The organism is Pseudomonas congelans (genome assembly GCF_900103225.1).
Lineage (GTDB): Bacteria > Pseudomonadota > Gammaproteobacteria > Pseudomonadales > Pseudomonadaceae > Aquipseudomonas > Aquipseudomonas congelans.
Genome location: NZ_FNJH01000003.1, coordinates 64,718 through 86,388, shown reverse-complemented (window position 1 = coordinate 86,388; position 21,671 = coordinate 64,718). Strand labels below are relative to the sequence as shown.

Here is a 21,671-nt window from a genome sequence, read left to right as displayed (position 1 = left end):
GCATCAAAAGCCATCCATAAAAAAAATGACAAATTGGGGGTAAGGATGAATCGCCTACTTCATGCTGCAGCGTTTGCAAGCGCCATGATGATCGTTGCAGTACCCGCCCAAGCCCGTATTACTCAGTTGGAGATCCTGCGGACCGAACCCGCTTTCGGAGGCGAAAGCTTCGGGAATACAGGGACTTACGAACGCGTCTTTGCGCGCGCTCATGGTGAGTTAGACCCAGGAGCGTCTGGAAACAAAATTATTCAAGACATCGAACTTGCGCCCCGTAACGGTCGCGGGATGGTTGAATACACTACTGATGTTGCAATCCTGCGTCCCGCTGACGTGGCCAAATCGAATGATATTCTTCTATTCGACGTGCCAAATCGAGGCTCTAAGCGCGCGATGTTATTGTTCAACGCTGATATGCGGGGTAGTCCAGCAGCGCTCAACAACTTCGAAGTCGCCGGGGACGGTTTTCTACAGCGCCAGGGTACGACGCTGATCGCGTTTGCCTGGCAGGGGGACGTTGCCCCGGGTGAAAACCGCATGATGGTGCAATTGCCGACGGCCATAAATACTGATGGGTCGCCCGTAACAGGTGCGGTGCGCAGTGAGTTGACCACGCTCTCACCGACCGTCAGCCTTAACCTGTCCGCAGGTTGGTTCACCTCTACGCCACCTCATACGAGCTACAAATCGGTTGAAACCGACAATACCAAAGTGCTCGCGGATGGCTTTCGTCCGACGTTGACGGTGCGTTCGCGGGCAAATGCGCCCCGACAGGAAATTCCAGTGAATGACTGGAAGTTTGGCGATTGCAATACGCCGAGCGAAACCCAGATATGCCTACCCGCTGGTTTTCAGCCCGGTAAGCTTTACGAGCTGATTTACCGGGCCAAGGAGCCGGCGGTAATGGGTATTGGTTTTGCGATCGCACGGGATGTTGGTGCGTTTTTCCAGCAGGCTGAGCATGACGATACCGGTGTGCCCAACCCTGTAGTGCATGGGTCTAAGGTCAAGTCGATTATCACTGGCTCATCACAATCCGGGCGATTCATCCGCAGCATGATTGCGCTGGGTTTCAACCGCAGCGAGGCAGGTCATCGGGTCTATGATGGTGCGATGCCGCATATCGGTGGTGGCCTGATGCCGCTCAACATCCGGTTTGCTCAACCTGGTCGGGCGTGGGGCCAGCAGGTCGATCATGATTACCCTGCTTACGATTTTCCGTTTACCTATGGCCGGGAAACCGACCCTGTTACCGGACGCTCGCAGGGTTTGCTGGATCGCTGCAACGATAACAACACTTGCCCTCTGATATTCCACATGGCAACGGCCCTTGAGCTTTGGGAGGGGCGCCAGTCGCTTGGCCTTACAGATCCACTCGGCTTGCGCGATGCACCTGAACCGGAAAACGTCCGCACTTTTATTATGGCAAGTACGCAGCATGCACCGCCGTCCTTGCCACTCCCGGCTAACCCACCCTTTGGGCTTTGCCAGGTTCAATCAAATCCAAATCCACACACCTGGACAATGCGCGCAGCGTTCATCAATCTCGTTGGCTGGGTTCGTGATGAGACAGCACCGCCCGCTTCGATAAAGCCTTCTGTGGCGGACGGCACCCTCGTGCCGGCGGACAGGGTCAGTTTCCCGCTCATCCCCGCAACAAATTACGGTGGCGTTTCGCGCCCCGAGCTCCGCTACACCGGTGCCGTCAATAGCCTGCAAGTTCTTGATTTTGGACCTGGTTTTCGTCCCGAAGACAGCTCTGGCATTCTCACAAAAGAGCCGCCGAAATCGGGGGTTGGCAGTTACGGCCTCCTGGTGCCTCAAGTGGATGCAGACGGAATTGATGTGGGTGGCGTTCGGGATGTGTATTTGGGCGCTCCCATCGGGACTTACACGGGTTGGAACACTTTCCGGCCCGAGCTTTTTGATGGCGGCTTTTGTAACTTCCAAGGCAGCTTCCTCCCGTTTGCCGCGACGAAGAAAGAGCGAGTCACGGCCGGAGACCCTCGCCTTTCCCTGGAGGAACGCTACCCCACGAAGGAGGCTTATGTGTCTGCACTGAGTAAAGCTGCAGACTCGCTGGTTGAGGCGCGGATGCTGCTTCCTGAAGATCGTGAGCGGCTTGTGAAGGAGGCGCAGGAGAAAGGTGTGCGTGCGGGGCCTTGAGCAGGGGTAAACAGGCGACCACTACAAAGGAGTAATACATGGATTTTCGGTTTCAGATTGCTTCTGATGTGATCAGGGATGGTCTCGGGATTGAACTCGTCGACGCAAATGGGCAGGTGTGTGCTGAGGTGTTCCGATGTGATGCTAACAACACTTTAACCATCTCGTTGTTCACCGAGGATTTGCCGTATGTGCAGGTTGAGGAGCTAGTGTTACGTGCACGAAAAACATTAGGCTCCTATGAGGATGGAACACCTTTGCCTCCCCCTCTCACCCACAAATGTGCTTAACCCACAGGAACTTGGCTATCACCGCACCATGGGCACTGTTCGATTCTACCCCTCCTAACCGGCCGCATTGGGTCGACCTCTGCCAGTCACGACGGACAGCAGTCGGCCAAAAGCGGACAGCTATGCAGGGTTAGCAACCCTTCCTTGTAGCTTGATGGCGTCTACGAAACTAGGGGCGATTTAAAGCACGCCGTTTTTCAGCAACCATCTGCATGGTTTGCCCCGTAGGTTGCTTGGTCCACAGTGTATTTTTCTCCAGCACTCGAGGAAAGTTGCTTAATGAGGCCTTTGCACGAGAAGCCCATCATATTGAGATACTGCTTCGCAGACCTCACCGCCTGCTGATTCCAATCAATCTTCATGCTGTCCACTGCTATCGTAGCGTCAGAAACGTCGAAACCCTCTCCAGCATCAGATGAAAGCTGATGAATAAGCCCATTCCGTGAGAAGCCCGTAATACTGAGATACTGCTTCGCTGATCTGACTGCATTCTTTTGAGGTCCAGTCAAATCTCCAGCCCATGAGGAAGCAGCAGCAAAAAAAGTGACAGCCAATATTACTTTCAAAAAATTCATCGGAATATCTCCAGAACCCATACAGTGCCTGTAACGGCCTTAAAATTCTTGTCTTACGGCTCAACTTTACATGACACGTCCCTTTGAGGGGACTGAGCGAATTTCCTCGGCTTTCACCTGGTCAATCAGTGCCTGCAGCTGCGACGATAGGCCAAGAATCACGTTTATTGCAAGAGTCATTTTTCCCTTGATTACTGAGCTACCGGACGACGTTGAACTCAGCAGACTCGTGCCTGCTCGAACTGGCTTATGCGCGAGCGAGAGAGCAGGCAAAAGCATATGTCTGTGCCGTTTTTGCAGCGAAGATGCATGAGTCTACATATAAAGCATTACGCGTGCAGAGGCTGCCCGGGAATAGATCGTTTGATTATTTTGCCGAGGGCAAGTGATTGTCCAAATGCAAAAGAAGGGCTACGTAGGCGTCATACATCTCTCGGTACTGCTCCTGTTCTATTACATAAGTCTCACCGAGCTTGCCGGTGTTCGTGTTTTTTTGAAAGTCGTCGTCAACGACTCCATAATTATGGATGCATATGTGGCGTACCTGGAAGGCAAGATTTATTTTGCTTAATCGATCTTCTATTGGTGAAAAGTCGTGACCAGCTGCTTTTAGGGCTTTCATTACATCGTTAAATCTTTGGTAGAAGCCTTTTCCGGAGCCTTTTTTATATTCGAATATTTCGAAGGTTTTCTTGAAAAATAGCTCTATATCTGAGCATAGTGAGATCACGCAAAGTTGGAATATGCGCTCATAGACATCTCCGATTCCGAAAGACATTCGGTAGTCGAACATTGTCTTGATGCTTTTGTCCCAGTTTAGTTTTTTTGTTGCTTCTTCATTAAAAATAAAAGATTTGTCGTTTTCCTTGGCAGTTATGGCATGCATGAAAATCAAATTGTTTGTGCGCTCCAGAACTGTAGTGTAGTGCCATCGTGTATGCGGATGTTTAAAGTCACTGGCCTGCATCTCAAGTCCTTTCATCTGCGAATCTTACGGGATGGTGGACTTTAGCTGGCGGTTGCAGGGTGTCGCAAGCCCGTGCTGAAAAGACACGATGATGCAGAGACTCGGCGTCTACGCGAGAGACTGCTTTTGGCCGTGTGCCGCCGGTCGCAACACGCAGCAGTCACCCCTAGCGCCCCTAGGTTGATGCTAGGAACGGCGTTAGACCGTCGATTAGATCCTACTGTCGCTGCATTCAAAATTGCTGATAAGCTCAGCATGATAACTACACGGAAAATTTGATGAACATCTTTAAATTCGACCAAGGCAATGCCGGTGAGAACTTGGCTGCAAGTGTCTTATCTCTAATTTTCAACGGTGAAGCTCATCGAGAGACCATGCGCGGAGAAGGAATAGGTGCCCTTGATCTTCAGCTGAAGTTTCCGGTCGATTTTCCCAGCCCAACCCACGCACAACTAGCTGTGCAAGTTAAAACTGGGGTAAGCTTCGGGCGCTGGACGCCGACCAAAAAACGATGGCGCTTACAGAATATTGATCAAGAACACTTGAAAAAGTGGAAAGCCACCAATCAACCCGTAATTTTGATTTGGGTACGCCTTGATCCAGAAACAAAGATTTACTGGAAGCTCATCGACAAAAAAACACCAATTGAGACCTTATCAGTTTCTGAAAATCACACTCTGACGCCAGCCTCCAGATTTGAAATCGAACGGCTGATACACAAACAGCGCCGACCTGTAAGCGGAATGGGAAGGTTCACCGTTCCGATCTTTGCCACAACTGCTCAAGTACGAGAATGGGCCCGCCCTAAATTTTCTAAAATCCGAGGAATTGTGCCCTGCTGCCTTGGAAAAGTATCCATCAGCAATTATGCATGGCGGCATCTAACGAGAATCACACGGGCTCAATCGCACATTCGAGATAGCTTGACAGCTTTGCCGTATGCCAAAACAATACTCGAAAAAACTCCGCACCAGATCCAAACCCTGCCTGGAATAACCGTGCAAAATGGAAACAAGATAATAGTAAACAGAAAAGTGCTGGCAGTGTATAGAAACGTGCATTTCTCAGATAAAGGCGACTGTGTAGTATATGTAAGGCTCGACGAGCAAATCATTTACGAAGACAGCTGGAAGGAAAAGGCTTTAATTAGGCAGGAGCTCCGCCAAGAACTTAGGCTGGAAAGCATTTACAGGAAGACAACGAAGAAATAGTGCGCTTCCCCCCTCTTCACAATCCTGTCCTACTCACAGACATAAATGCCTGCGAGATCAGACACATACCTGAGAGGCGCGTTTAGGTATGATCGCGCGCGAGAGCCGGGGAGCGCGAATGTAAGATACGGGATGTACCGATTTTGTCAAGTGAGGACTCTAGCTGGACCTGCGAGGCGGAAAGATCTTTTGAGCCAAAAGCTGACCACTCTGATCGCTACCGTATTTACCGCGCAAACTTCCTATTCAGTTTCTCTCCCGCTAGGCAGAGTCGCGTGGCTAAAGAACTTGGTGAGCAATTTTGACTGCTGGTTACTCTTCAGTATTTCTCAAAACCCATTCAGCAAAGCTTCGGTCATGAAGATCAGGCTCATAGATATCCCTTAGATCTGACTCATACATTTTTGTCGGAATGTCTAAGTGGATATTTGATCGGTTAGAAAGCTCCTGATCCAAAAACGATTCTAGCAGATAGTCTATATACATTTCTGCTTGTTCAAACTTGACCCTGAACCACTCAGAATTTGTATCCTCGTGATTGGTGATCCGACAGTCTTTAAATTCGTAATGAATACTGGACTCAATCTTTGAGATTGAAGCCAATTTTGCTGGCACATAATATGCTACGTGCAACGCTAGGTTGGGATCGCCAGTTCTAAGATTTCTGAATCTTTTTAAAGGATTTCCATCGGTTCGACCTATCTTGCAGCGAGTGTAATCCGAAGAGCTAAGCAAAATATATATCCAGCTGCCAGGAAGTGTTGTCATGCACATAGCTTTTTTCAGTTTAGAAGTTCCCAATTATATCTCGCCGCGAAAAATTTTGGATTTTTTCTGCTCGTGCCCGCTAAGCGGTAACCCTGATTTTGCGTATATCCAAAAATGGATATACGGTTAGACACGATTGGCGCGAAGACTTTCCGCTTCTGACTGACCGTGTTCAAACAGTTAAATGTGATTTTTTCGGCAAAAAAGTACGTGCCCGATACCGATATCTGGAATAACTGCACACTCGCACTAAGATTTTACTCAGCAGCATCAGAAGAGGGGCTACGATGAGTCTACTGGCAGTCCGAGAAACCAATTTTTAACAGATTCGGCCGTTTGCTACATTTCGTGAAGGGCAGCTTCTGGCCGATTTCAGCCCTTCGTGTACGTCGGGAAGCGGCCAGCAGCAGTCAATTGATGGGTCTACGAAAGTTGGGGCTATTCACTCCTCATATTTCATCTGACATGGTCCATCTGCTTCAAGGATTTGGTTCAGGCTGAACGCTACTTCATACTCAAAAAGCGAGACATTAGGCACTGCCACGATAGCGTGACGTAGGTTTGAGCTGATGGATTTCGCAACGATGACGCCCTTCACCATCTTCCCGTGCGCAAGGTTCTTCTTGATCCAGCCCATGTAGCGGCTGATCTGACCGATGGCACGATCTGCCACACGTCCACGTTTCAGTTCAAAAATCACGAACGCATCATCTGGATCAAGTGCGAGTATGTCGATTGGCCCAACTTCGGTAGGGTATTCAACTCCCTCACGACCTTGAGGGTCGACATAGAGGCGAAGGGATTTACCTTCCAGTTTCAGTGATTCGATGTTGTGAGATATGAAGTCGCGTAGCTGCCATTCCAGTTCAAAAACTGTCTCTCTATCTGAATCTGGCGTGTCTTCGTCTCCAAGAGCCAGATCTTCGTCTTCGATGGATTGGATAGCTGTTTTGGGTGTACCGGGATGAAGGATCAGAACCTGGGTTTCAGTTTCTTCAGTTACCCATCCCATTCGAGTGAATGCACGACGAAGCTGCTGAGAATTCGTATTTGGATCGATAGGTGGTGCTTCATTGGGATTCTGACGGCACCATTCTTTCATCGGGTAGAGCGTGTGACTACCATCTGAATCGACCAAAACAACAGAGTATTTCTTGGGTGGCTGCATCTAGGGGCGTCCATGACTGATGGCTAAGACTGGCAGGTTAGCTGGTGGGGATGAGAATACCAATGTGGCGACATTGCTCGCCTATCGCCATCGGTAGCATCGCGCAGCTGTCAGGTGATCATGGTCACTCTCGTGCTGTTCTCCGGACGGAAGCTGGTCGGCTAAGCGTCTGCTCCTGGCCGATTGTGTTGAAAAAGTCGGTCCTTCCAGGCTGCGTATGTACTGACTGCTGAAAATGCCTTTTTGCGCGCATCTACGGGAAATCTGAACCCGGAACTCTCTACTCCAAGCAAAGATTTCAAACTCAGACACGTACTTTTCTGCCGTGGAAACCATGGCCGACTTTTTCAAAAGAATCGGCCGGTTGCTGCCCCTCGAAAAAGGCCGCCTCGGGTCTTTAGCTTTGTTTTTTACAGACGTTGTAAGTCTTGTTCTGCTCCATTAACTCAACGCGTTGCCCATAGCCTGTCATCATTACGAGCTTGCGTTCGGTGATTCCGGTTGGCTGATAGGGCATTCCTTGGACATCAAGGTGGGGAATGAAACCTGCCGCCGTCATCTGATCAATCAGTGTTTTACGTCGGGTGACGTCGATAAGCCCTCTGCTGTTGCCGGTAGTCAAAAATACAGGGCGATCAGCTTTCAGTAACCACACCGGCTGTGCGCTGACATCACCCTTGAAAATGTACATGCAGTCAGTTGACGCGCTGGTAACTTCAGCTTGCCGGACGTAGTGGCCGTTCTCATACCCGACCAGTGTGAGTAAGCCGGGTTGGACCAGCGCGAGAGTATCAACTGTGTCCACCCCTTCTTGTTGAACGCCATAGTCAAAATAGGCCCATTTCAGAGGGAGCACGGTCGACGGCAAATACGCCAAGTTGAGATCTTGCCTCATACGGGCCAAATCTTCAGGTGTTCCAAAGGGAACTGGATTGCTGCAACCTGCTAAAAGCGCGGCGTAGCTTCCAGCGAGGAGCCAGTGCAGGCGTTTCATTTTCACTCTCCGTGTGTCGATGCTGGTATTGCTAATTGAATGGGGGCGGATGTTATCAGAAACACTGCAGGCTCCATGATTGGAGCATTCAATTTTGATTGGAGCGGGAAAAGGTCGATGGAGAGAGAAGCCAGCAACACCGGAATTCTAAAGCGCTATCGGTACCTGATACCGGCATTGATGGCTATCGCGTCATTGGGCAGTGCAGTGTTGCGTTTTTTCCGGCGACTGGAGCCACTTCTGGGCGGTGCTGGCAGTGCAGGCGTGGTTCATGCAAGCGGTCTTCGCTTACCTTCGAGGAGGCCGGATTGCCATTGGACCGGGTGGTTTGTCCAGGGATGCGGCTCCGTTGGGAAGATTGGCACTGGCTTGGTCGAGGCGCACATACGTGAATGGCGCCTTAAGAATGATCAGGATTTCTGAGTGCTTCGGCGTTAGATCTAATGGGCCATAACCGCCATCCCGCCAGCCAAAGATTTCGGTTCCCATCTGCGGATACCGCAAAGGCATTATTGGTGTGTGCGCCTGCGGGGAGTGGCTTTCACGAACCAAGCCTTGGTGAAGCCCCCGGCTTGGCCTTTCGAGGCGTCATCCCGCGCGCTGCTCTTGCCATGTCTATATGGACAGGGTTTCAGGAGCAATCAGCCAACCCACTCCCCCCACACAAGCCAACGCCATTTCCTACACACAATTAAGGCCTGAAGGCGCAGACAATAGACAGACTAACGCCTACGATAAACCCATCCACACTGGATACGATCAATTTATTACTGAAGCACGCACCTCGCTTAATAACGAGATAACAAGCAACACATTTCTTGCTACACACTAGATAGCCATATGCAACCAACTAGCGGACTTGGGAAACAAGCCCGCTCGGCCTAACTGCGTAAAAAACCTACACATACGCTTATATACACATCAAGAATTAAATCAATTTAAGGAATATCATGAAAAAATTACTGATCAGCGCCGCAATGGCTACTTCCCTGCTGGGTATGTCCCTGGCCTCTCAAGCAACGGAAAACTGCCCTGCAGTCTCGAAGATCGAACAGGTCTCACCCGGTGTCTACCGGGCGAGCGGCCATGACGGCGAGTGGACCGGCGTGCTGCAAGGCGTTGTGACAAAGAAAATGCCTGTGCAGTCCTTTGACCTGGCTATCGCTATTCAAGAGGGTGCAGACGCACCTCAGATGTTGCAACACTGTACCTACAACATAGGTGGACGCGAGGCGCTGGACATGCGTTTCATCGCTAAAAACAATAAGGATTTCACCGTAAAAACTGCAAGCGGTGTCTGGAAGAAAGAAGATGGGCCTTTTGGTCTTGTCTATAGCGTGTGTGAAAAAACATCACCTGAAAACTGCAAGTTCACTGTCGTTCAGTAACACGAAATAACCCTGTCGCTCTTCAGCGAGCCCCACGACGGCTCGCTGAAGAGCCACTCACGTCAAATCATGCAAATCCTTGCCCAGTGCAGCCCGTCGATGGAGTGCTGAATACTCAGCACATGCTAGGCGCTGAGTATTCATCATCAACCCAGCGGGGCGTTTTGGTATAGGCCCGTTAAAGCCCGCACTCCTTCCTTACAGGCTCGATCATGAGCGAAGCTGGCGGCTTCCCTGTCTGCCGGTCTATTACCGATAACGAACATTGGCCTTCGAAAGCTGAAGGAGTCACCTTGTAGGTCGCGCCCTCCTTAGGAATGAAGCTGCTGACGTTCAAACAGCTTACCTGCACCCAAGTGCGGTAGCGATCCTCCAGTCGTTTGACCCCGACAATGAGTGAATTCAGATAAATGCGTTTCTCGGGCTTAATCAGAAAGCGATTCTTCTCCGGTTCAGTTTGAGAGACAGCGCCAAGAGCGCCGGTCTCATCTGTGTCTTGGCAATGAGCATCGTAGTAAGCCCAGTACCCTTGAAACCCTTCGTGGATAAAGTCAGTTTTACCCCACGCGGCCTCTATCGTGGAGTGGGGCTCTGCCAACTTAGCTTGCTGATAGTGGCCCACACATCCGGTAAGAAAAGCCACGCAAAAAATCAGGACAGGTCTATTCAAGGTCACACCAAGACAAAGAGGAAAAGCACCCGAAGGTATCGACTGCTCATAGTTAAACTACAGCTACTGTCTGTAAAAAGTTAAGGCTGAGGAATCAGAACTATGCACAACTGAGGTCCGAAGGTAGACCCATCCACAGCCAGCAGTGGGCGGCAAGAGCCTACCGGTAAGCCACTCACGTCAAATCATGCAAATCCTTGCCCAGTGCAGGCATGACCTCGAAATGAGAGAACACCACCTCCAGCCCTCCCCGCTCCGGACTGCAGCACATCGGGCCTACGGTATAAGACTCACTCACTGGAAATGGCGCCAGGCGCAGCAGCGGCCAGCGCAGGCCGTCGCTGGAGTGCTGAATGCGCAGCACGCCCTTGGCGACGGTGACTCGCAGCCAGAGGCCGCATGACGACTCATCAAACGCACCCGTGGCCCAATCGGATTGTCCGCAGGTTAAAACGCTGCCCAGCATCAGGGCTCCGTCGCTGACTTCAACGCCGGTTTTGACCCAGTTGCGCTCGTCAACGCGGACCATCAAGCCCGCCTGATCGTAAAGCGTCTTGAAATCCCCCTGCACATGCACTTGCGCAGTGAAATCACCGGTCACCGAAACACCCAGAAAATGACCCGAATCGCGGCAGAAGCCGTAGTGCGTCTGCTGCCAGAAATCGGTTTGCGGGTCTGTGGTGACTGTCAGACGCTCGTCCGTCACGCTGCAATGCCGGGGTTGGTTCAGCCAGATGCCTTTGTCGAACATGTCGCCTCCTGTGTGGGTTTGTTGAGGGTAGAGGTTACTGGCTGGGACAGCGAGGCAATGTTCAAAATTCGATCCGAATGTGATGCCACTCGAATATGCGGTAGTAAGACAGGTTAGTGGAGGTTGTGCTGGTGAATGCTTTGACGTCACCAGTAAACAGCAAGGACGACCCCGAGTAAGACGACAGTGGCAAGCGCCTCCCGCCGAGAACCTGCTATGCAGATTAATAGTTGTACCACTAGAACAATAACAACTGCGGCACCGCGCACCACAGACCGACTGCTCCCCCCATCTTCGATGGAGGGCACGATGGAAGCAGGCTCCATCCAGTCATACTCTGATCCGTGCAAGAGTGCATACGTAAGGAGGCACATAAAATAAACAGCGTACAGCGGGGTCTTTATCACTATTTTTTTGAAGGCCATTTTTACCATCCATGCTGGCGCGCTCGATAATGGTTGAGCACTTAAAAGACGACTGACTCAATTGTCAGTCGCTCTATTTCATTGCCTTAAATTTTATATTCACTCACTAACCCCTCCAGCAGGTCGACGCCTCTATCGAGCGAGGGTCTAAAGCTCAAAATATCAGCGACCAACCCAGATACGACTGCGATTTCCCCCATGGTGACCTTGACCTCATCGTACCCCTCATCGGCTTCGAAGTTTAATAGATCCAGATTTTGAAGCGCCATATTTATACAGCTTTGAAGTTTGGCCTCGTCAACCTCTAACAGAAACAACAAAAAGTAATCCAGCGCGATGACCAGATTTTGTGCATAAGCGCCCTCCTGTTCGGTGTACTCTTCAGTGTCAGGTATACGGCTGCTTACCACACGTTCAATAGCTTCAACTGATGCCCTGTGTCCCGACAGAGCAATGTCTAACGACCTCGAAAAAAGGCTACTAAGGTCGGTGGCATAGACGTTATCGAACCGTCTCAAAAGCCGAACCTGCCGATAGAGATAGCAGGCAATCAGCAGTGTTTTTTCCTGATGGTTCAGCTTGCCGAGAAGGGCCGAAACGGATTCGTGCTCAAAAATCAAATTCCATTGCATACGATTCCACCCGAACGGACACGCCGTACCACTCTACAGGCTTTATCTTCTCGGCAATCGAGATAAACGTTGCCCGTACTGAATTGGCGACTATGCATTATGGCCACCCGCTTGATTGCGCTTAATGTAAAGATGCACATGCTCTTGAGCAACAATCATCCTATTAAGAACTGGATGCTCATAATCACTGTAAATCTCAAGATACGCTCTAGGCTTATCACGGATAAAGTTGGCACTTAGCGTCCCCTGCAACAAGCCTGTCAACGTTTTCTCATAATCGAGAATGATCGACCCGAGTCCGCGCCCGCCATGCGCCGATGCAATATCGCTCAAATCGGCCAAAATACTGCCAAGTAATGCTTCCAGGTCAAATTCGCTCATTGCACACCTTGTCTTTTACAACGCATCTACCATTGAGGCCAACGCTGTATCAGTCAAACAAATCATAAGCTTTCTGCTGAAGAGCGATTCCAATATTCTCATATCTGCAACGCTCGCGCTCATCATAGACATCGTCATTAATATTAAAGCCGACATAAATATCAACAAAAGCAAGCGCTATTCTTTTGGGAATAACTGCCTGCCCTTTATAACACTCAATTAAAAAGTCAACTGCCAAAAAAAGCTCAGAAACTTCCTCGTCAGACACCTCGACCCTAAACCGGATTTTTTCCGGAATGGAGTGTTTTCCAACCAGCCTGGCATACACAGCATCAACAGCCTGATCAACGTTCATAACCACATCCTTATCCGCCGGATACTCCATGCCTGCAGGTGCCCCTTCATGAGCTAAGCTTCTTCTATAAATTGTGGCGCCCCCTTCATGACAGAGATTATCTTATCGTAAAACTGGAAAAAATCGGAAGCCATGAAAAAGAGATTTCCACATTCATTTATTTCGGCAATGCAAGGCGATTTGAGTTCGTCTGAAGCATGTAAATGAGTGCGATCCCAATAGTAAACCCCTGCAGCAACCTCTTCACTGCCTTGCAGTATCACATAAGGATTGCCACCCCCATCCTCACCGATAGTGATTGCCTGAGGCAGAAAATCAAGCTCACCAGAAAACTCTTGATTAAATGCGACTATATCGTTGCAGGACTCATCAGGCAGCCAACCAAAGAAACGATCAAAACTTATGATAACGTCGTCAGCCGCAGACAGAGGCAAAATAACATAATCAGGAGCCCCTATATAAAAACCATTCATCCTCATCAAGAATCTTTTGTAGTCTGCTGGCAGTACTCTACCCATCTCAGATGCTAGCAATTCCACGTCAGCTTGTTGTAAACCTTCTCTATGGATAACAGGCATATTCACCCTTTCTCTGACAGGCCGGCTCACTATTTAATACGGTATCGCCCTGAATAATGATCGGGCTTTATTTTTACCCGGGCTATGTACCCATGCCCCCTCATGAACCTGCAAGACAATTCAATATCTGACCACAATCCAAAACCTCACGCACCTCACCCACCCAAGAAAAAACGACTTTTCCTACACCCCAAACCCACCCCCACACCCTTGCCACCCCATCCCTGCCACGCTAACCTCCCCGCCGTTCGCTGCCAAATCAGCGACCGGATTTGACGATCCGCTCTATCCAGGCGTGTCAGCGCCCCACACACTGCATCAAGCTAAACTTGAAGTACGTGCTATGGCGGCTGTGCGTCGGAGACCTTCGGGTCTGCCGGTTTCCTGGATACCGGTTCGTCAACCTTCGCACAGCTGCCACCCATTCGTTTGACGACGTCTTGTGGCAGTCTCATATCCAGGAGCTGCACCCATGTTCACTGCAACACCCTGCGTGACCCATACCCCCCATTTCGAAGCCACCCTCTTCCTCCGCCACCGCCGCACCCTTCGCGCCATTTTCACCGAATCTCAAGCCTGGTTCTGCCTGGCCGACCTTGCCCGCCTGATGGGCAGGGCGCTGGATGAGCGCGCCACGCTCAAGCTCGATGCGGATCAGCGTCGCGAGGTCTGGCTGGAAGCTCATGGCGAGTGCCAGCGGCAGTTGATGATCAGCGAGTCCGGCGTGCTGGCGCTGCTGGTTCATCATTACGTGCCGGAGAACCGCGCGCTGCGTCAGTGGCTGACGCATGAGGTGCTGACGACCTTGCATGATCAACAGAACGTCACGCTGGATAACCCCAGAATGAGCCAGCTGCAATGGCCGGGCACATCGCTGAGCGTGCTGCACTGGCGCAGCGAAACCTGGGTTCGCTTGCGCGACATGCCGAATGTGGTAGCCGAGGCAGCGCCCCGGCCAAAGCGGCCGTTATGGCGCAGGGTGTTGAAGCACATCAACCCAATGCGCAATGCCGCCTGACCGGTACTGCGTAAACCCCGTTGACACCCTACCCACCAAAAAACATGATGCATCCACCCTAAAAACCGGAACGCACTCATGGGCGACAAGAAAAAGCTTTTGCTGACTGGCGCAAGCCGGGGTATCGGTCATGCCACGGTCAAGCATTTCAATGCCGCTGGCTGGGAGGTGTTTACGGCATCGCGGCAGAACTGGGTCGCTGACTGCCCGTGGGCTGAAGGTCTGCTCAACCACATTCATCTGGATCTTGAAGACATCGACAGCGTCAGCGAGAGCATGGCGGCGATCAAGGACAAGCTCGGCGGGCGGCTCGATGCGCTGGTCAACAATGCCGGCGTTTCACCGAAGACCGAGGATGGCGGGCGCATGGGTGTGCTGGAGTCGGATTACAGCACCTGGATCAAGGTGTTCAACGTCAATCTGTTCTCCACCGCGCTGCTGGGTCGGGGTTTGTTTGACGAGTTGAAGGCAGCCAAGGGCAGCATCATCAATGTCACCTCGATCGCCGGCTCGAAGGTCCACCCGTTTGCCGGGGTCGCCTATGCCACGTCCAAGGCGGCACTGTCGGCGCTGACACGGGAAATGGCTTTCGATTTCGGCCCGCACGGGATACGGGTCAATGCCATTGCGCCGGGTGAAATCGATACGTCGATTCTGTCACCCGGCACCGCCGAGATTGTCGAGCGGCTGGTGCCGATGCACCGGCTGGGCAAGCCCGAGGAAGTCGCCTCGCTGATCTACTTTCTGTGTACGGCTGGCGCGTCCTACGTGAACGGAGCGGAGATTCACGTCAACGGCGGCCAGCACGTCTGACTCAACGTGTGCCGGAAACACTCTCCGGCACACGCCGCACGCCTAACCGACTGATCCACACCGATGCCACGATCACCCCGCCGCCGATCAGCAGGCGGGCGAAGTCCTCATGCTGGTTCCAGATCAGCAGATTGATCAACAGCCCCAGCGGCACATGCAGGTTATTCATCACCGCCAGTGTGCCGCCGTTGACCATGCACGCGCCTTTATTCCACCAGTACATGCCCAGCGCCGTCGAACACAGGCCGAGAAACAGCAGCACGATCCATTGGGTCGGCGCTTCGGGCAGGTGTTGCGGGTTGCCGAACATCAGGAACGCGGGCAGAACCACGGCCAGTGCGCCGAGGTAGAAGTAGCCGAAGCGTCGGTAGTGCGGCAGGTCACTCGGGTGGCGCGCCACCAGATGCTTGTACAGCACCTGCCCGGCGGCGTAGGTGAAGTTGGCCAGTTGCAGCAGCAGGAAGCCACCGAGGAAGTCGCCGTCCAGGCCATCGTAACGAATCACCCCGGCGCCCAGCACCGCGACCAGCGCTGCCAGCAATGCCCAGGGGTTGAAGCGCCGGTTCAGCGCATCTTCGATCAAGGTCACGTGCAGTGGTGTGAGGATGGTGAACAGCAGCACTTCCGGTACCGTCAGCACCCTGAAACTCAGGTACAGGCAGACGTAGGTCACGCCGAATTGCAGCGCGCCGATCAGCAGCATGCTGCGCATGAAACGTGGCTCGACCTGACGCCAGCGGGTCAGCGGAATGAATACCAGACCCGCCAGCACCACGCGGACCAGCACCGCGAAATAACTGTCGACGTGCCCGGCCAGATAGACACCGATCAGGCTGAACGAAAACGCCTGAATCAGTGTGACGAAAAGTAGATAACCCATGCCCCGCCCCCATTTTTGAAGGGCGCGACCATAGCGGTTGCGTCACTCACTGTCCACTCGAAGGCCGCCGCTTTTTGACGCCAACCCGTCGCCGCGCCCCGCGTTACCCGTCACAAATATGACAGTCGCATTATTGACGTACATGTCGTCGGTTTCGACGAAAATATAGCCCATATCGGCAACTTTTCCACATAAAAAGGTCTTATCATCCCGACGCTGCAATATTGACTCATTTCATCCACATTCTTCGTCGCCTGGAGTAACACCATGATATTCAACACAAAAGACTTCGGAGCACTGGGCGACGGCGTGACTGACGATACAGCGGCCATTCAGGCCGCGATCGACGCAGCCGCTGCGGCAGGCGGCGGGGAAGTTGTGATGGGCGCCGGGACGTACGTCGTGTCCGGTGGCGAGGAGCCCTCGGATGGCTGCCTGATGCTCAAGAGCAACGTCACCCTGTCGGGTGCCGGCATGGGCGAGACGATCATCAAGCTCGCGGATGGCTCGGACACCAAGGTGACCGGCATCGTGCGCTCGGCCTATGGCGAAGAAACCCACGACTTCGGCATGAAGAACCTGACGCTGGACGGTAACCGCGACGCCACCACCGGCAAGGTGGACGGCTGGTTCAACGGTTACATCCCAGGCTCTGACGGCAAGGATTCGAACGTCACCCTCGACAGCGTCGAGATCAAGGATTGCTCGGGCTACGGTTTCGACCCGCACGAGCAGACCGTCAACATGGTGATCAAGAACAGCGTGTCGCATGGCAACGGTCTGGACGGCTTCGTGGCCGATTACCTGAGCGACAGCGTGTTTGAAAACAACGTCGCCTACAACAACGATCGCCACGGCTTCAACGTGGTCACCAGCACCCACGACTTCACCCTGAGCAACAACGTTGCCTATGACAATGGCAGCACCGGCATCGTGGTGCAGCGCGGCAGCGAGAACATCCCATCGCCCGCCAACATCACCATCACCGGCGGCGCGGTGTATGGCAACGCGGCAGAGGGCGTGCTGATCAAGCTGTCCAGCCAGGTCTCGGTCAGCGGCGTGGACATCCACGACAACGGCAATGCCGGCGTGCGCATTTATGGCAGCTCCGGGGTGGATATCTTCGATAACACCCTGAGCAACAACTCGCTGGGCTCGCCGGTTCCGGAAATCATCATTCAGTCCTACGACGACACCTCGGGCGTGTCCGGCAAGTTCTTCAGCGGCAGCGACAACCTGATCCGTGGCAACACGATCACCGGCAGTGACAACTCCACCTACGGCGTCGCCGAGCGTAACGAAGACGGCACCGATCGCAACAGCATCGTCGGCAACACCATCAGCCACACCAGCAAGGGGCTGACCCTGGTGTATGGCGATGGCAGCTTTGCAGGTGATGCGTTCCCGCTGGTGACGGTCAATGGCACCGAGGGCAACGACGTCATCACTGGTGGCGCGGCCCACGAACTGATCTTCGGCCTGGCGGGCAAGGACACCTTGAACGGCGGTTCGGGTGACGACATCCTGGTCGGCGGTGCCGGCGCCGACAAGCTCACCGGCGGCGCGGGGGCCGACACCTTTCGCTTCGATCAGCCGACCGACAGCTACCGTACCGCGACCACCAGCGCCACCGACCTGGTCACCGACTTCGACATCAGCCAGGACCGCATCGACCTCTCGAACCTCGGCTTTACCGGCCTGGGCAGCGGCAAGGCCGGTACGCTGAACATCAGCTACAACGCCACACTGGACCGCACCTACATCAAATCACTCGACGCCGATGCCAGCGGCAACCGCTTCGAGCTGGGCTTGAGCGGCAACCTGAAAGACACGCTCAATGCCAGCCATTTCACATTCCAGCGGGTCGTGGAAGGCACGGAGGGCGGCGATACCCTCACCGGCACCGACGGCAATGATGTCCTCAACGGCAATGCCGGTACGGACCGCATCGACGGCGGCGCGGGTGCCGACACGATCACCGGTGGAGCCGACGCCGACACCCTGACCGGTGGCGCAGGCGCGGACCTGTTCATCTACAACTCGCGCCTGGACAGCTATCGCAATTACACCGCCAGCGGCACCAAGCAAAGCGACACGATCACCGACTTCAACCCTGCCGAAGACCGCATCGACCTGTCCAGCATCGGCCTGCGCGGCCTGGGCGATGGCAGCGCCAACACCATTTACCTGTCCGTCAACGCCGACGGCAGCAAGACCTACATCAAGACCGATGCGGTCGACAGCACAGGCAATCGCTTCGAGATCGCCTTGCAAGGCAACCTGGCCGACAAACTGAGTGCGTCCAACTTCATCTTCTCCACGGCAGCCTCCGCCAATCAGGCGCCAGTCCTGAATACGCCGTTGATGGACCAGAATGTCACCGAGCTGAAGGCGTTCTCCTACGCCGTGCAACCCGGCAGTTTCAGCGACCCCGACAGCAACACGCTGACCTACAGCGCGACCCTGGCCGATAACAGCGCCCTGCCCGACTGGTTGAAGTTCGACAGCAAGACCCTGACCTTCAGCGGCACACCGGGCGGCACGGCATCGGGGCTTTACTCGGTATTGCTGACCGCGAGCGACGCCACCGGCGCTTCGGTGGCCGACAGTTTCGCCATCACCGTGGGCAACGTGACGCCGGGGATTCTCACCGGTACCGAGAATGCCGAGGCGCTGTACGGCACTGAAGGCAACGACACGATTCTGGGACTGGGCGGTGACGACACACTGCGCGGCGATACCGGCGCCGACATCATCAACGGTGGCGCAGGACGCGACGCCCTGTACGGTGGCGCTGACGCCGACACCTTCGTCTACAGCGCACTGACCGACAGCTACCGCGATTACGACGCTGGCGGCCTGACTGCCACCGACACGATCTATGACTTCACCCCCGGCCAGGACAAGATAGACGTCTCGGCCCTGGGCTTTCTGGGGCTGGGTAACGGCGAGGATCACACGCTGTACATGACCCTCAACGAAACGGGCGACAAGACCTACATCAAGTCCGCCACGCCGGACGCCGACGGCAATCGCTTCGAAATCGCCCTGAGCGGCAACCTGATCGACACCCTGACCGATGCGGACTTCGTGTTCGGCCAGCGCGAAACGCAGGAGATTCTCTACCTGCCGACCCTGGGCCAGTCCAATGCGCGCCTGCTGCGCATGACCGAAGACGATAACCAGTCCGGCACCTCGGAAATGGTCAAGGACCTGACCCGCTACACCGATTACGACGTGCGCAGCCAGTTCACCGACGCCAACGGTGACGGCATCGACCTCGCCGTGGGCGGCAGCACCGTGGTCGGCTACTCGACCGGCACTCAGGAAGAGCTGCGTGTTTCCTGGTGGCTGGTCGACACCAATGAGCCGGGCCCTGCGCTGTTGCGCGCCACGGAGTTGCTCAAGTCGCAACTGGCGTCGCTGACTGCCATCGACAAAGTGACCACCGGAATCATCTGGGGCCAGGGCGAAGAAGCCGCTCAGGAAATTGCCCGCGCCACTGACAAGCAAGCGGCAGCCGAGCTGTACAAGGCCTCGACGCTGAAAGTGTTCGACTACTTGCACGCGCAGATCGGCGACTTCACCGTGTACATGGCCGAAACCGGGCATTACCAGACTGAAGCGGCCAAGGCACGTGGCTACACCGATGAGAAGATCAACGCCATCGTCGAGGGTGCCGGGTACGTCAGAAGCGTCCAGGAAGCCATTGCCGCTGAGCGCGCCGACGTCAAGCTGGCGGTCGACTACACCGATCTGCCCCTGCGTTACGAGGTCAACCCGCTGGTATACCCCGATGACGTCTGGCACTTGCATGAAGAGTCCGCCGAGATCGTCGGCCAGCGCCTGGCCGATTTCATCGCCAATGACCTGGGTTTTCATGGCAACGCCGCTGACAACAACGACCCGGCCGCCATTTTCGAGAGTGGCCAGAACGAAGGCGGCCACATCTTCGGCACCAGCGATGACGACACGCTGGTCGGCAGTTCAGGCAATGACGTGCTGGACGGCGACCAGGGCGCGGATGACATGAGCGGCGGCGATGGCAACGATATCTACGTTGTCGATAACGCCTTTGATACCGTCACCGAAAGCAATGACTCGCCCTCGCAGGTGGACACCGTGGTGTCTTCTGTCAGCTGGACGCTGGGCGCAAACCTGGAAAACCTGCTGCTTACCGGCGTGTCTGCCATCAACGGCACCGGCAACGCCGTGAAGAACGTCATCATCGGCAATGCCAGCAACAACATTCTCGACGGCTCTGCAGGTGCCGACATGCTGACTGGCGGCGATGGATCGGACAGCTATTACGTCGACGATGCCGCCGACCGGGTGGTCGAGACCAATGCCGATGCACAGGTGGGCGGCGTCGATACGGTGTACAGCTCGCTGGCCAGTTACACGCTGGGGGCCAATCTGGAAAACATCGTCATCAACAGCAGCGGGGCCGCCAATGCCATCGGCAATGCCCTGGATAACGTGATTTATGCGGGCGCTGGCGACAACGTCATGGACGGTCGCGATGGCAATGACACCGTGTCGTATCAGCTCGCGACGGACGGCGTCACAGTTGCGCTGAACACCAGCGCCCAGCAAGCCACTGGCGGTTCGGGTCTGGACACACTGAAGGGCACTGAAAACCTGATCGGCAGCCAGTTTGCCGACACCTTGACCGGCAACAAGAACGCCAACACCCTGAGTGGCGGCGCTGGCAATGACACCTTGTCCGGGGGCGCGGGCGACGACGTGCTGATCGGCGGATCAGGCGCTGACACGCTGATCGGCGGCACCGGCGCAGACCACTACGTGTTCAACGGCATCAGCGATACGGGCCTGGGCGGACTGCGCGACATCATCAATGGCTTCAAGGCAGCCGAAGGTGACAAGCTGGACTTCTCCGGCTTCGATGCCCGCCCGCTGACCGATGGCAACGATGCCTTCGTGTTCATCGGCAACGCGGCGTTCAGCGCCAACAACAGCGGTGAGCTGCGTTTTGCCGACGGCGTGCTGTACGGCAATATCGATGACAACGTCGGCGCGGACTTCGAAATCCAGCTCACCGGCGTGCAGTCGCTGCAGGCCGCCGACATCATTGTCTGACCGTCCCGAAGCCTTGCCCTCATAACCAAACAAAAGCAGCCCTGGAAACGGGGCTGCACCATCAGTTACATCCCCGCAACCCCGGTCAAACACCAGCGCGTTGCATAAAAACGCGAAGCCTCTGTGCTCCCACCCATAAATTTGTCTTATCCATAAGAGCGCTCTACTCTCAGGCGGGCTGACAGCTGAGCCTGATTCGCAACTTTATGATGCTGCGATTGAATCGGGATGAAACGTCGAGACTCTTGCCTGCGCCAACCTGCACACGCCGGGTGCGCGGTGCCTCCGGCCCGTTGATGAACACCACCGAACATTTGGCGTCTACTTCACCGTAGTTGTTGACGGTGATTGACCCGGTATCGTGATAGACGTCGTGGGCAACATAATCGATCTTCACGCCCTGGTACTGTTTTTCCACCTCGATGGGGTACGCCAGAGCCGTCACAGGCAACATGGCCAGCAGCGCACAACACAGTCGATTCATTCGGCAATCTCCAAGTCGGGATTGTCAGAGTAGAACAATAAGCCCGTACTTTAAGAG

Annotated in this window: 20 protein-coding genes; 7 read left to right on the top strand and 13 right to left on the bottom strand. The window is 54.2% G+C overall.

All coding sequences use genetic code 11. The annotated features are described in order from the left end of the window. Positions 1-45: 45 nt before the first annotated feature. Both BLR20_RS11590 and BLR20_RS11585 read left to right on the top strand, forming a co-directional pair. Positions 46-2,166: an alpha/beta hydrolase domain-containing protein gene (locus tag BLR20_RS11590; RefSeq protein WP_074594791.1), complete on the top strand. Its 2,121-nt coding sequence runs from the start codon at positions 46-48 to the stop codon at positions 2,164-2,166. 38 nt (positions 2,167-2,204) lie between these two features. After that, positions 2,205-2,456, top strand: a complete 252-nt coding sequence (locus tag BLR20_RS11585; protein ID WP_016568768.1) for a hypothetical protein — start codon at positions 2,205-2,207, stop codon at positions 2,454-2,456. A 197-nt stretch (positions 2,457-2,653) separates the two neighbouring features. Here BLR20_RS11585 and BLR20_RS11580 read toward each other — a convergent pair whose 3' ends face one another. Both BLR20_RS11580 and BLR20_RS11575 read right to left on the bottom strand, forming a co-directional pair. Continuing rightward, complete coding sequence (locus BLR20_RS11580) at positions 2,654-3,031, bottom strand: Ltp family lipoprotein (RefSeq protein WP_074594712.1); 378 nt, start codon at positions 3,029-3,031, stop codon at positions 2,654-2,656. A gap of 367 nt (positions 3,032-3,398) precedes the next feature. Beyond that, a complete protein-coding gene (locus BLR20_RS11575; RefSeq protein WP_074594710.1) occupies positions 3,399-3,998 on the bottom strand; it encodes a hypothetical protein in 600 nt (199 codons plus the stop codon). Between the two features lie 278 nt (positions 3,999-4,276). Here BLR20_RS11575 and BLR20_RS11570 point away from each other — a divergent pair, with 278 nt between their 5' ends. After that, positions 4,277-5,209 carry a DUF4365 domain-containing protein gene (locus BLR20_RS11570; protein ID WP_074594708.1) on the top strand — a complete coding sequence of 311 codons (933 nt, stop codon included), beginning with the start codon at positions 4,277-4,279 and terminating at the stop codon, positions 5,207-5,209. Positions 5,210-5,521: 312 nt separating this feature from the next. On the opposite strand, the gene BLR20_RS28465 is transcribed toward BLR20_RS11570, so the two are convergent. The 3 genes from BLR20_RS28465 to BLR20_RS11555 form a co-directional block, all read right to left on the bottom strand. After that, positions 5,522-5,977 carry a GIY-YIG nuclease family protein gene (locus BLR20_RS28465; RefSeq protein ID WP_420875067.1) on the bottom strand — a complete coding sequence of 152 codons (456 nt, stop codon included), beginning with the start codon at positions 5,975-5,977 and terminating at the stop codon, positions 5,522-5,524. Between the two features lie 442 nt (positions 5,978-6,419). Next, positions 6,420-7,145 (bottom strand): endonuclease NucS domain-containing protein, encoded by a 726-nt coding sequence (locus BLR20_RS11560; RefSeq protein WP_083369880.1) that lies wholly within the window; start codon positions 7,143-7,145, stop codon positions 6,420-6,422. A 397-nt stretch (positions 7,146-7,542) separates the two neighbouring features. Further along, on the bottom strand, positions 7,543-8,139 hold the full coding sequence (locus BLR20_RS11555; RefSeq protein WP_074594703.1) for a hypothetical protein: 597 nt from the start codon (positions 8,137-8,139) through the stop codon (positions 7,543-7,545). A 950-nt stretch (positions 8,140-9,089) separates the two neighbouring features. Here BLR20_RS11555 and BLR20_RS11545 point away from each other — a divergent pair. Then, complete coding sequence (locus BLR20_RS11545) at positions 9,090-9,527, top strand: DUF3757 domain-containing protein (protein ID WP_074594701.1); 438 nt, start codon at positions 9,090-9,092, stop codon at positions 9,525-9,527. A gap of 178 nt (positions 9,528-9,705) precedes the next feature. Here the strand turns inward: BLR20_RS11545 and BLR20_RS11540 are convergent, their stop codons facing one another. From BLR20_RS11540 to BLR20_RS11510, 6 genes are all read right to left on the bottom strand, one after another. Then, entirely contained in the window at positions 9,706-10,170 is a 465-nt protein-coding gene (locus tag BLR20_RS11540) for a hypothetical protein (protein WP_244158747.1), read from the bottom strand. 202 nt (positions 10,171-10,372) lie between these two features. Beyond that, complete coding sequence (locus BLR20_RS11535; RefSeq protein WP_074594696.1) at positions 10,373-10,948, bottom strand: DUF1349 domain-containing protein; 576 nt, start codon at positions 10,946-10,948, stop codon at positions 10,373-10,375. Between the two features lie 511 nt (positions 10,949-11,459). Further along, a complete protein-coding gene (locus tag BLR20_RS11525; protein WP_074594691.1) occupies positions 11,460-12,005 on the bottom strand; it encodes a hypothetical protein in 546 nt (181 codons plus the stop codon). A gap of 90 nt (positions 12,006-12,095) precedes the next feature. After that, the gene (locus BLR20_RS11520; RefSeq protein ID WP_074594688.1) at positions 12,096-12,386 is read right to left on the bottom strand and encodes a hypothetical protein; all 291 of its coding nucleotides are present in this window, start codon (positions 12,384-12,386) and stop codon (positions 12,096-12,098) included. A 49-nt stretch (positions 12,387-12,435) separates the two neighbouring features. Continuing rightward, positions 12,436-12,741 (bottom strand): hypothetical protein, encoded by a 306-nt coding sequence (locus BLR20_RS11515; RefSeq protein WP_074594785.1) that lies wholly within the window; start codon positions 12,739-12,741, stop codon positions 12,436-12,438. 53 nt (positions 12,742-12,794) lie between these two features. Further along, positions 12,795-13,319 carry an SMI1/KNR4 family protein gene (locus tag BLR20_RS11510; RefSeq protein ID WP_074594686.1) on the bottom strand — a complete coding sequence of 175 codons (525 nt, stop codon included), beginning with the start codon at positions 13,317-13,319 and terminating at the stop codon, positions 12,795-12,797. A gap of 472 nt (positions 13,320-13,791) precedes the next feature. On the opposite strand from BLR20_RS11510, the gene BLR20_RS11505 reads away from it, so the two are divergent. Further along, a complete protein-coding gene (locus tag BLR20_RS11505) occupies positions 13,792-14,337 on the top strand; it encodes a BRO-N domain-containing protein (RefSeq protein ID WP_054994043.1) in 546 nt (181 codons plus the stop codon). Positions 14,338-14,415: 78 nt separating this feature from the next. Beyond that, on the top strand, positions 14,416-15,150 hold the full coding sequence (locus BLR20_RS11500; RefSeq protein ID WP_010436074.1) for an SDR family NAD(P)-dependent oxidoreductase: 735 nt from the start codon (positions 14,416-14,418) through the stop codon (positions 15,148-15,150). 1 nt (position 15,151) lies between these two features. Here BLR20_RS11500 and BLR20_RS11495 read toward each other — a convergent pair whose 3' ends face one another. After that, on the bottom strand, positions 15,152-16,030 hold the full coding sequence (locus BLR20_RS11495) for a carboxylate/amino acid/amine transporter (RefSeq protein ID WP_054994044.1): 879 nt from the start codon (positions 16,028-16,030) through the stop codon (positions 15,152-15,154). 267 nt (positions 16,031-16,297) lie between these two features. On the opposite strand from BLR20_RS11495, the gene BLR20_RS28460 reads away from it, so the two are divergent. Then, entirely contained in the window at positions 16,298-21,130 is a 4,833-nt protein-coding gene (locus tag BLR20_RS28460) for a M10 family metallopeptidase C-terminal domain-containing protein (protein ID WP_054994046.1), read from the top strand. 169 nt (positions 21,131-21,299) lie between these two features. On the opposite strand, the gene BLR20_RS11480 is transcribed toward BLR20_RS28460, so the two are convergent. Continuing rightward, on the bottom strand, positions 21,300-21,614 hold the full coding sequence (locus tag BLR20_RS11480; protein WP_010433386.1) for a hypothetical protein: 315 nt from the start codon (positions 21,612-21,614) through the stop codon (positions 21,300-21,302). Positions 21,615-21,671: the final 57 nt, after the last annotated feature.

Bases quoted from the DNA above. Each gene is read 5' to 3' on its own strand.
- BLR20_RS11590 (WP_074594791.1), top strand. From the start codon at position 46: ATGAATCGCCTACTTCATGCTGCAGCGTTTGCAAGCGCCATGATGATC.
- BLR20_RS11585 (WP_016568768.1), top strand. From the start codon at position 2,205: ATGGATTTTCGGTTTCAGATTGCTTCTGATGTGATCAGGGATGGTCTC.
- BLR20_RS11580 (WP_074594712.1), bottom strand. From the start codon at position 3,031: ATGAATTTTTTGAAAGTAATATTGGCTGTCACTTTTTTTGCTGCTGCT.
- BLR20_RS11575 (WP_074594710.1), bottom strand. From the start codon at position 3,998: ATGCAGGCCAGTGACTTTAAACATCCGCATACACGATGGCACTACACT.
- BLR20_RS11570 (WP_074594708.1), top strand. From the start codon at position 4,277: ATGAACATCTTTAAATTCGACCAAGGCAATGCCGGTGAGAACTTGGCT.
- BLR20_RS28465 (WP_420875067.1), bottom strand. From the start codon at position 5,977: ATGACAACACTTCCTGGCAGCTGGATATATATTTTGCTTAGCTCTTCG.
- BLR20_RS11560 (WP_083369880.1), bottom strand. From the start codon at position 7,145: ATGCAGCCACCCAAGAAATACTCTGTTGTTTTGGTCGATTCAGATGGT.
- BLR20_RS11555 (WP_074594703.1), bottom strand. From the start codon at position 8,139: ATGAAACGCCTGCACTGGCTCCTCGCTGGAAGCTACGCCGCGCTTTTA.
- BLR20_RS11545 (WP_074594701.1), top strand. From the start codon at position 9,090: ATGAAAAAATTACTGATCAGCGCCGCAATGGCTACTTCCCTGCTGGGT.
- BLR20_RS11535 (WP_074594696.1), bottom strand. From the start codon at position 10,948: ATGTTCGACAAAGGCATCTGGCTGAACCAACCCCGGCATTGCAGCGTG.
- BLR20_RS11525 (WP_074594691.1), bottom strand. From the start codon at position 12,005: ATGCAATGGAATTTGATTTTTGAGCACGAATCCGTTTCGGCCCTTCTC.
- BLR20_RS11520 (WP_074594688.1), bottom strand. From the start codon at position 12,386: ATGAGCGAATTTGACCTGGAAGCATTACTTGGCAGTATTTTGGCCGAT.
- BLR20_RS11515 (WP_074594785.1), bottom strand. From the start codon at position 12,741: ATGAACGTTGATCAGGCTGTTGATGCTGTGTATGCCAGGCTGGTTGGA.
- BLR20_RS11510 (WP_074594686.1), bottom strand. From the start codon at position 13,319: ATGCCTGTTATCCATAGAGAAGGTTTACAACAAGCTGACGTGGAATTG.
- BLR20_RS11505 (WP_054994043.1), top strand. From the start codon at position 13,792: ATGTTCACTGCAACACCCTGCGTGACCCATACCCCCCATTTCGAAGCC.
- BLR20_RS11500 (WP_010436074.1), top strand. From the start codon at position 14,416: ATGGGCGACAAGAAAAAGCTTTTGCTGACTGGCGCAAGCCGGGGTATC.
- BLR20_RS11495 (WP_054994044.1), bottom strand. From the start codon at position 16,030: ATGGGTTATCTACTTTTCGTCACACTGATTCAGGCGTTTTCGTTCAGC.
- BLR20_RS28460 (WP_054994046.1), top strand. From the start codon at position 16,298: ATGATATTCAACACAAAAGACTTCGGAGCACTGGGCGACGGCGTGACT.
- BLR20_RS11480 (WP_010433386.1), bottom strand. From the start codon at position 21,614: ATGAATCGACTGTGTTGTGCGCTGCTGGCCATGTTGCCTGTGACGGCT.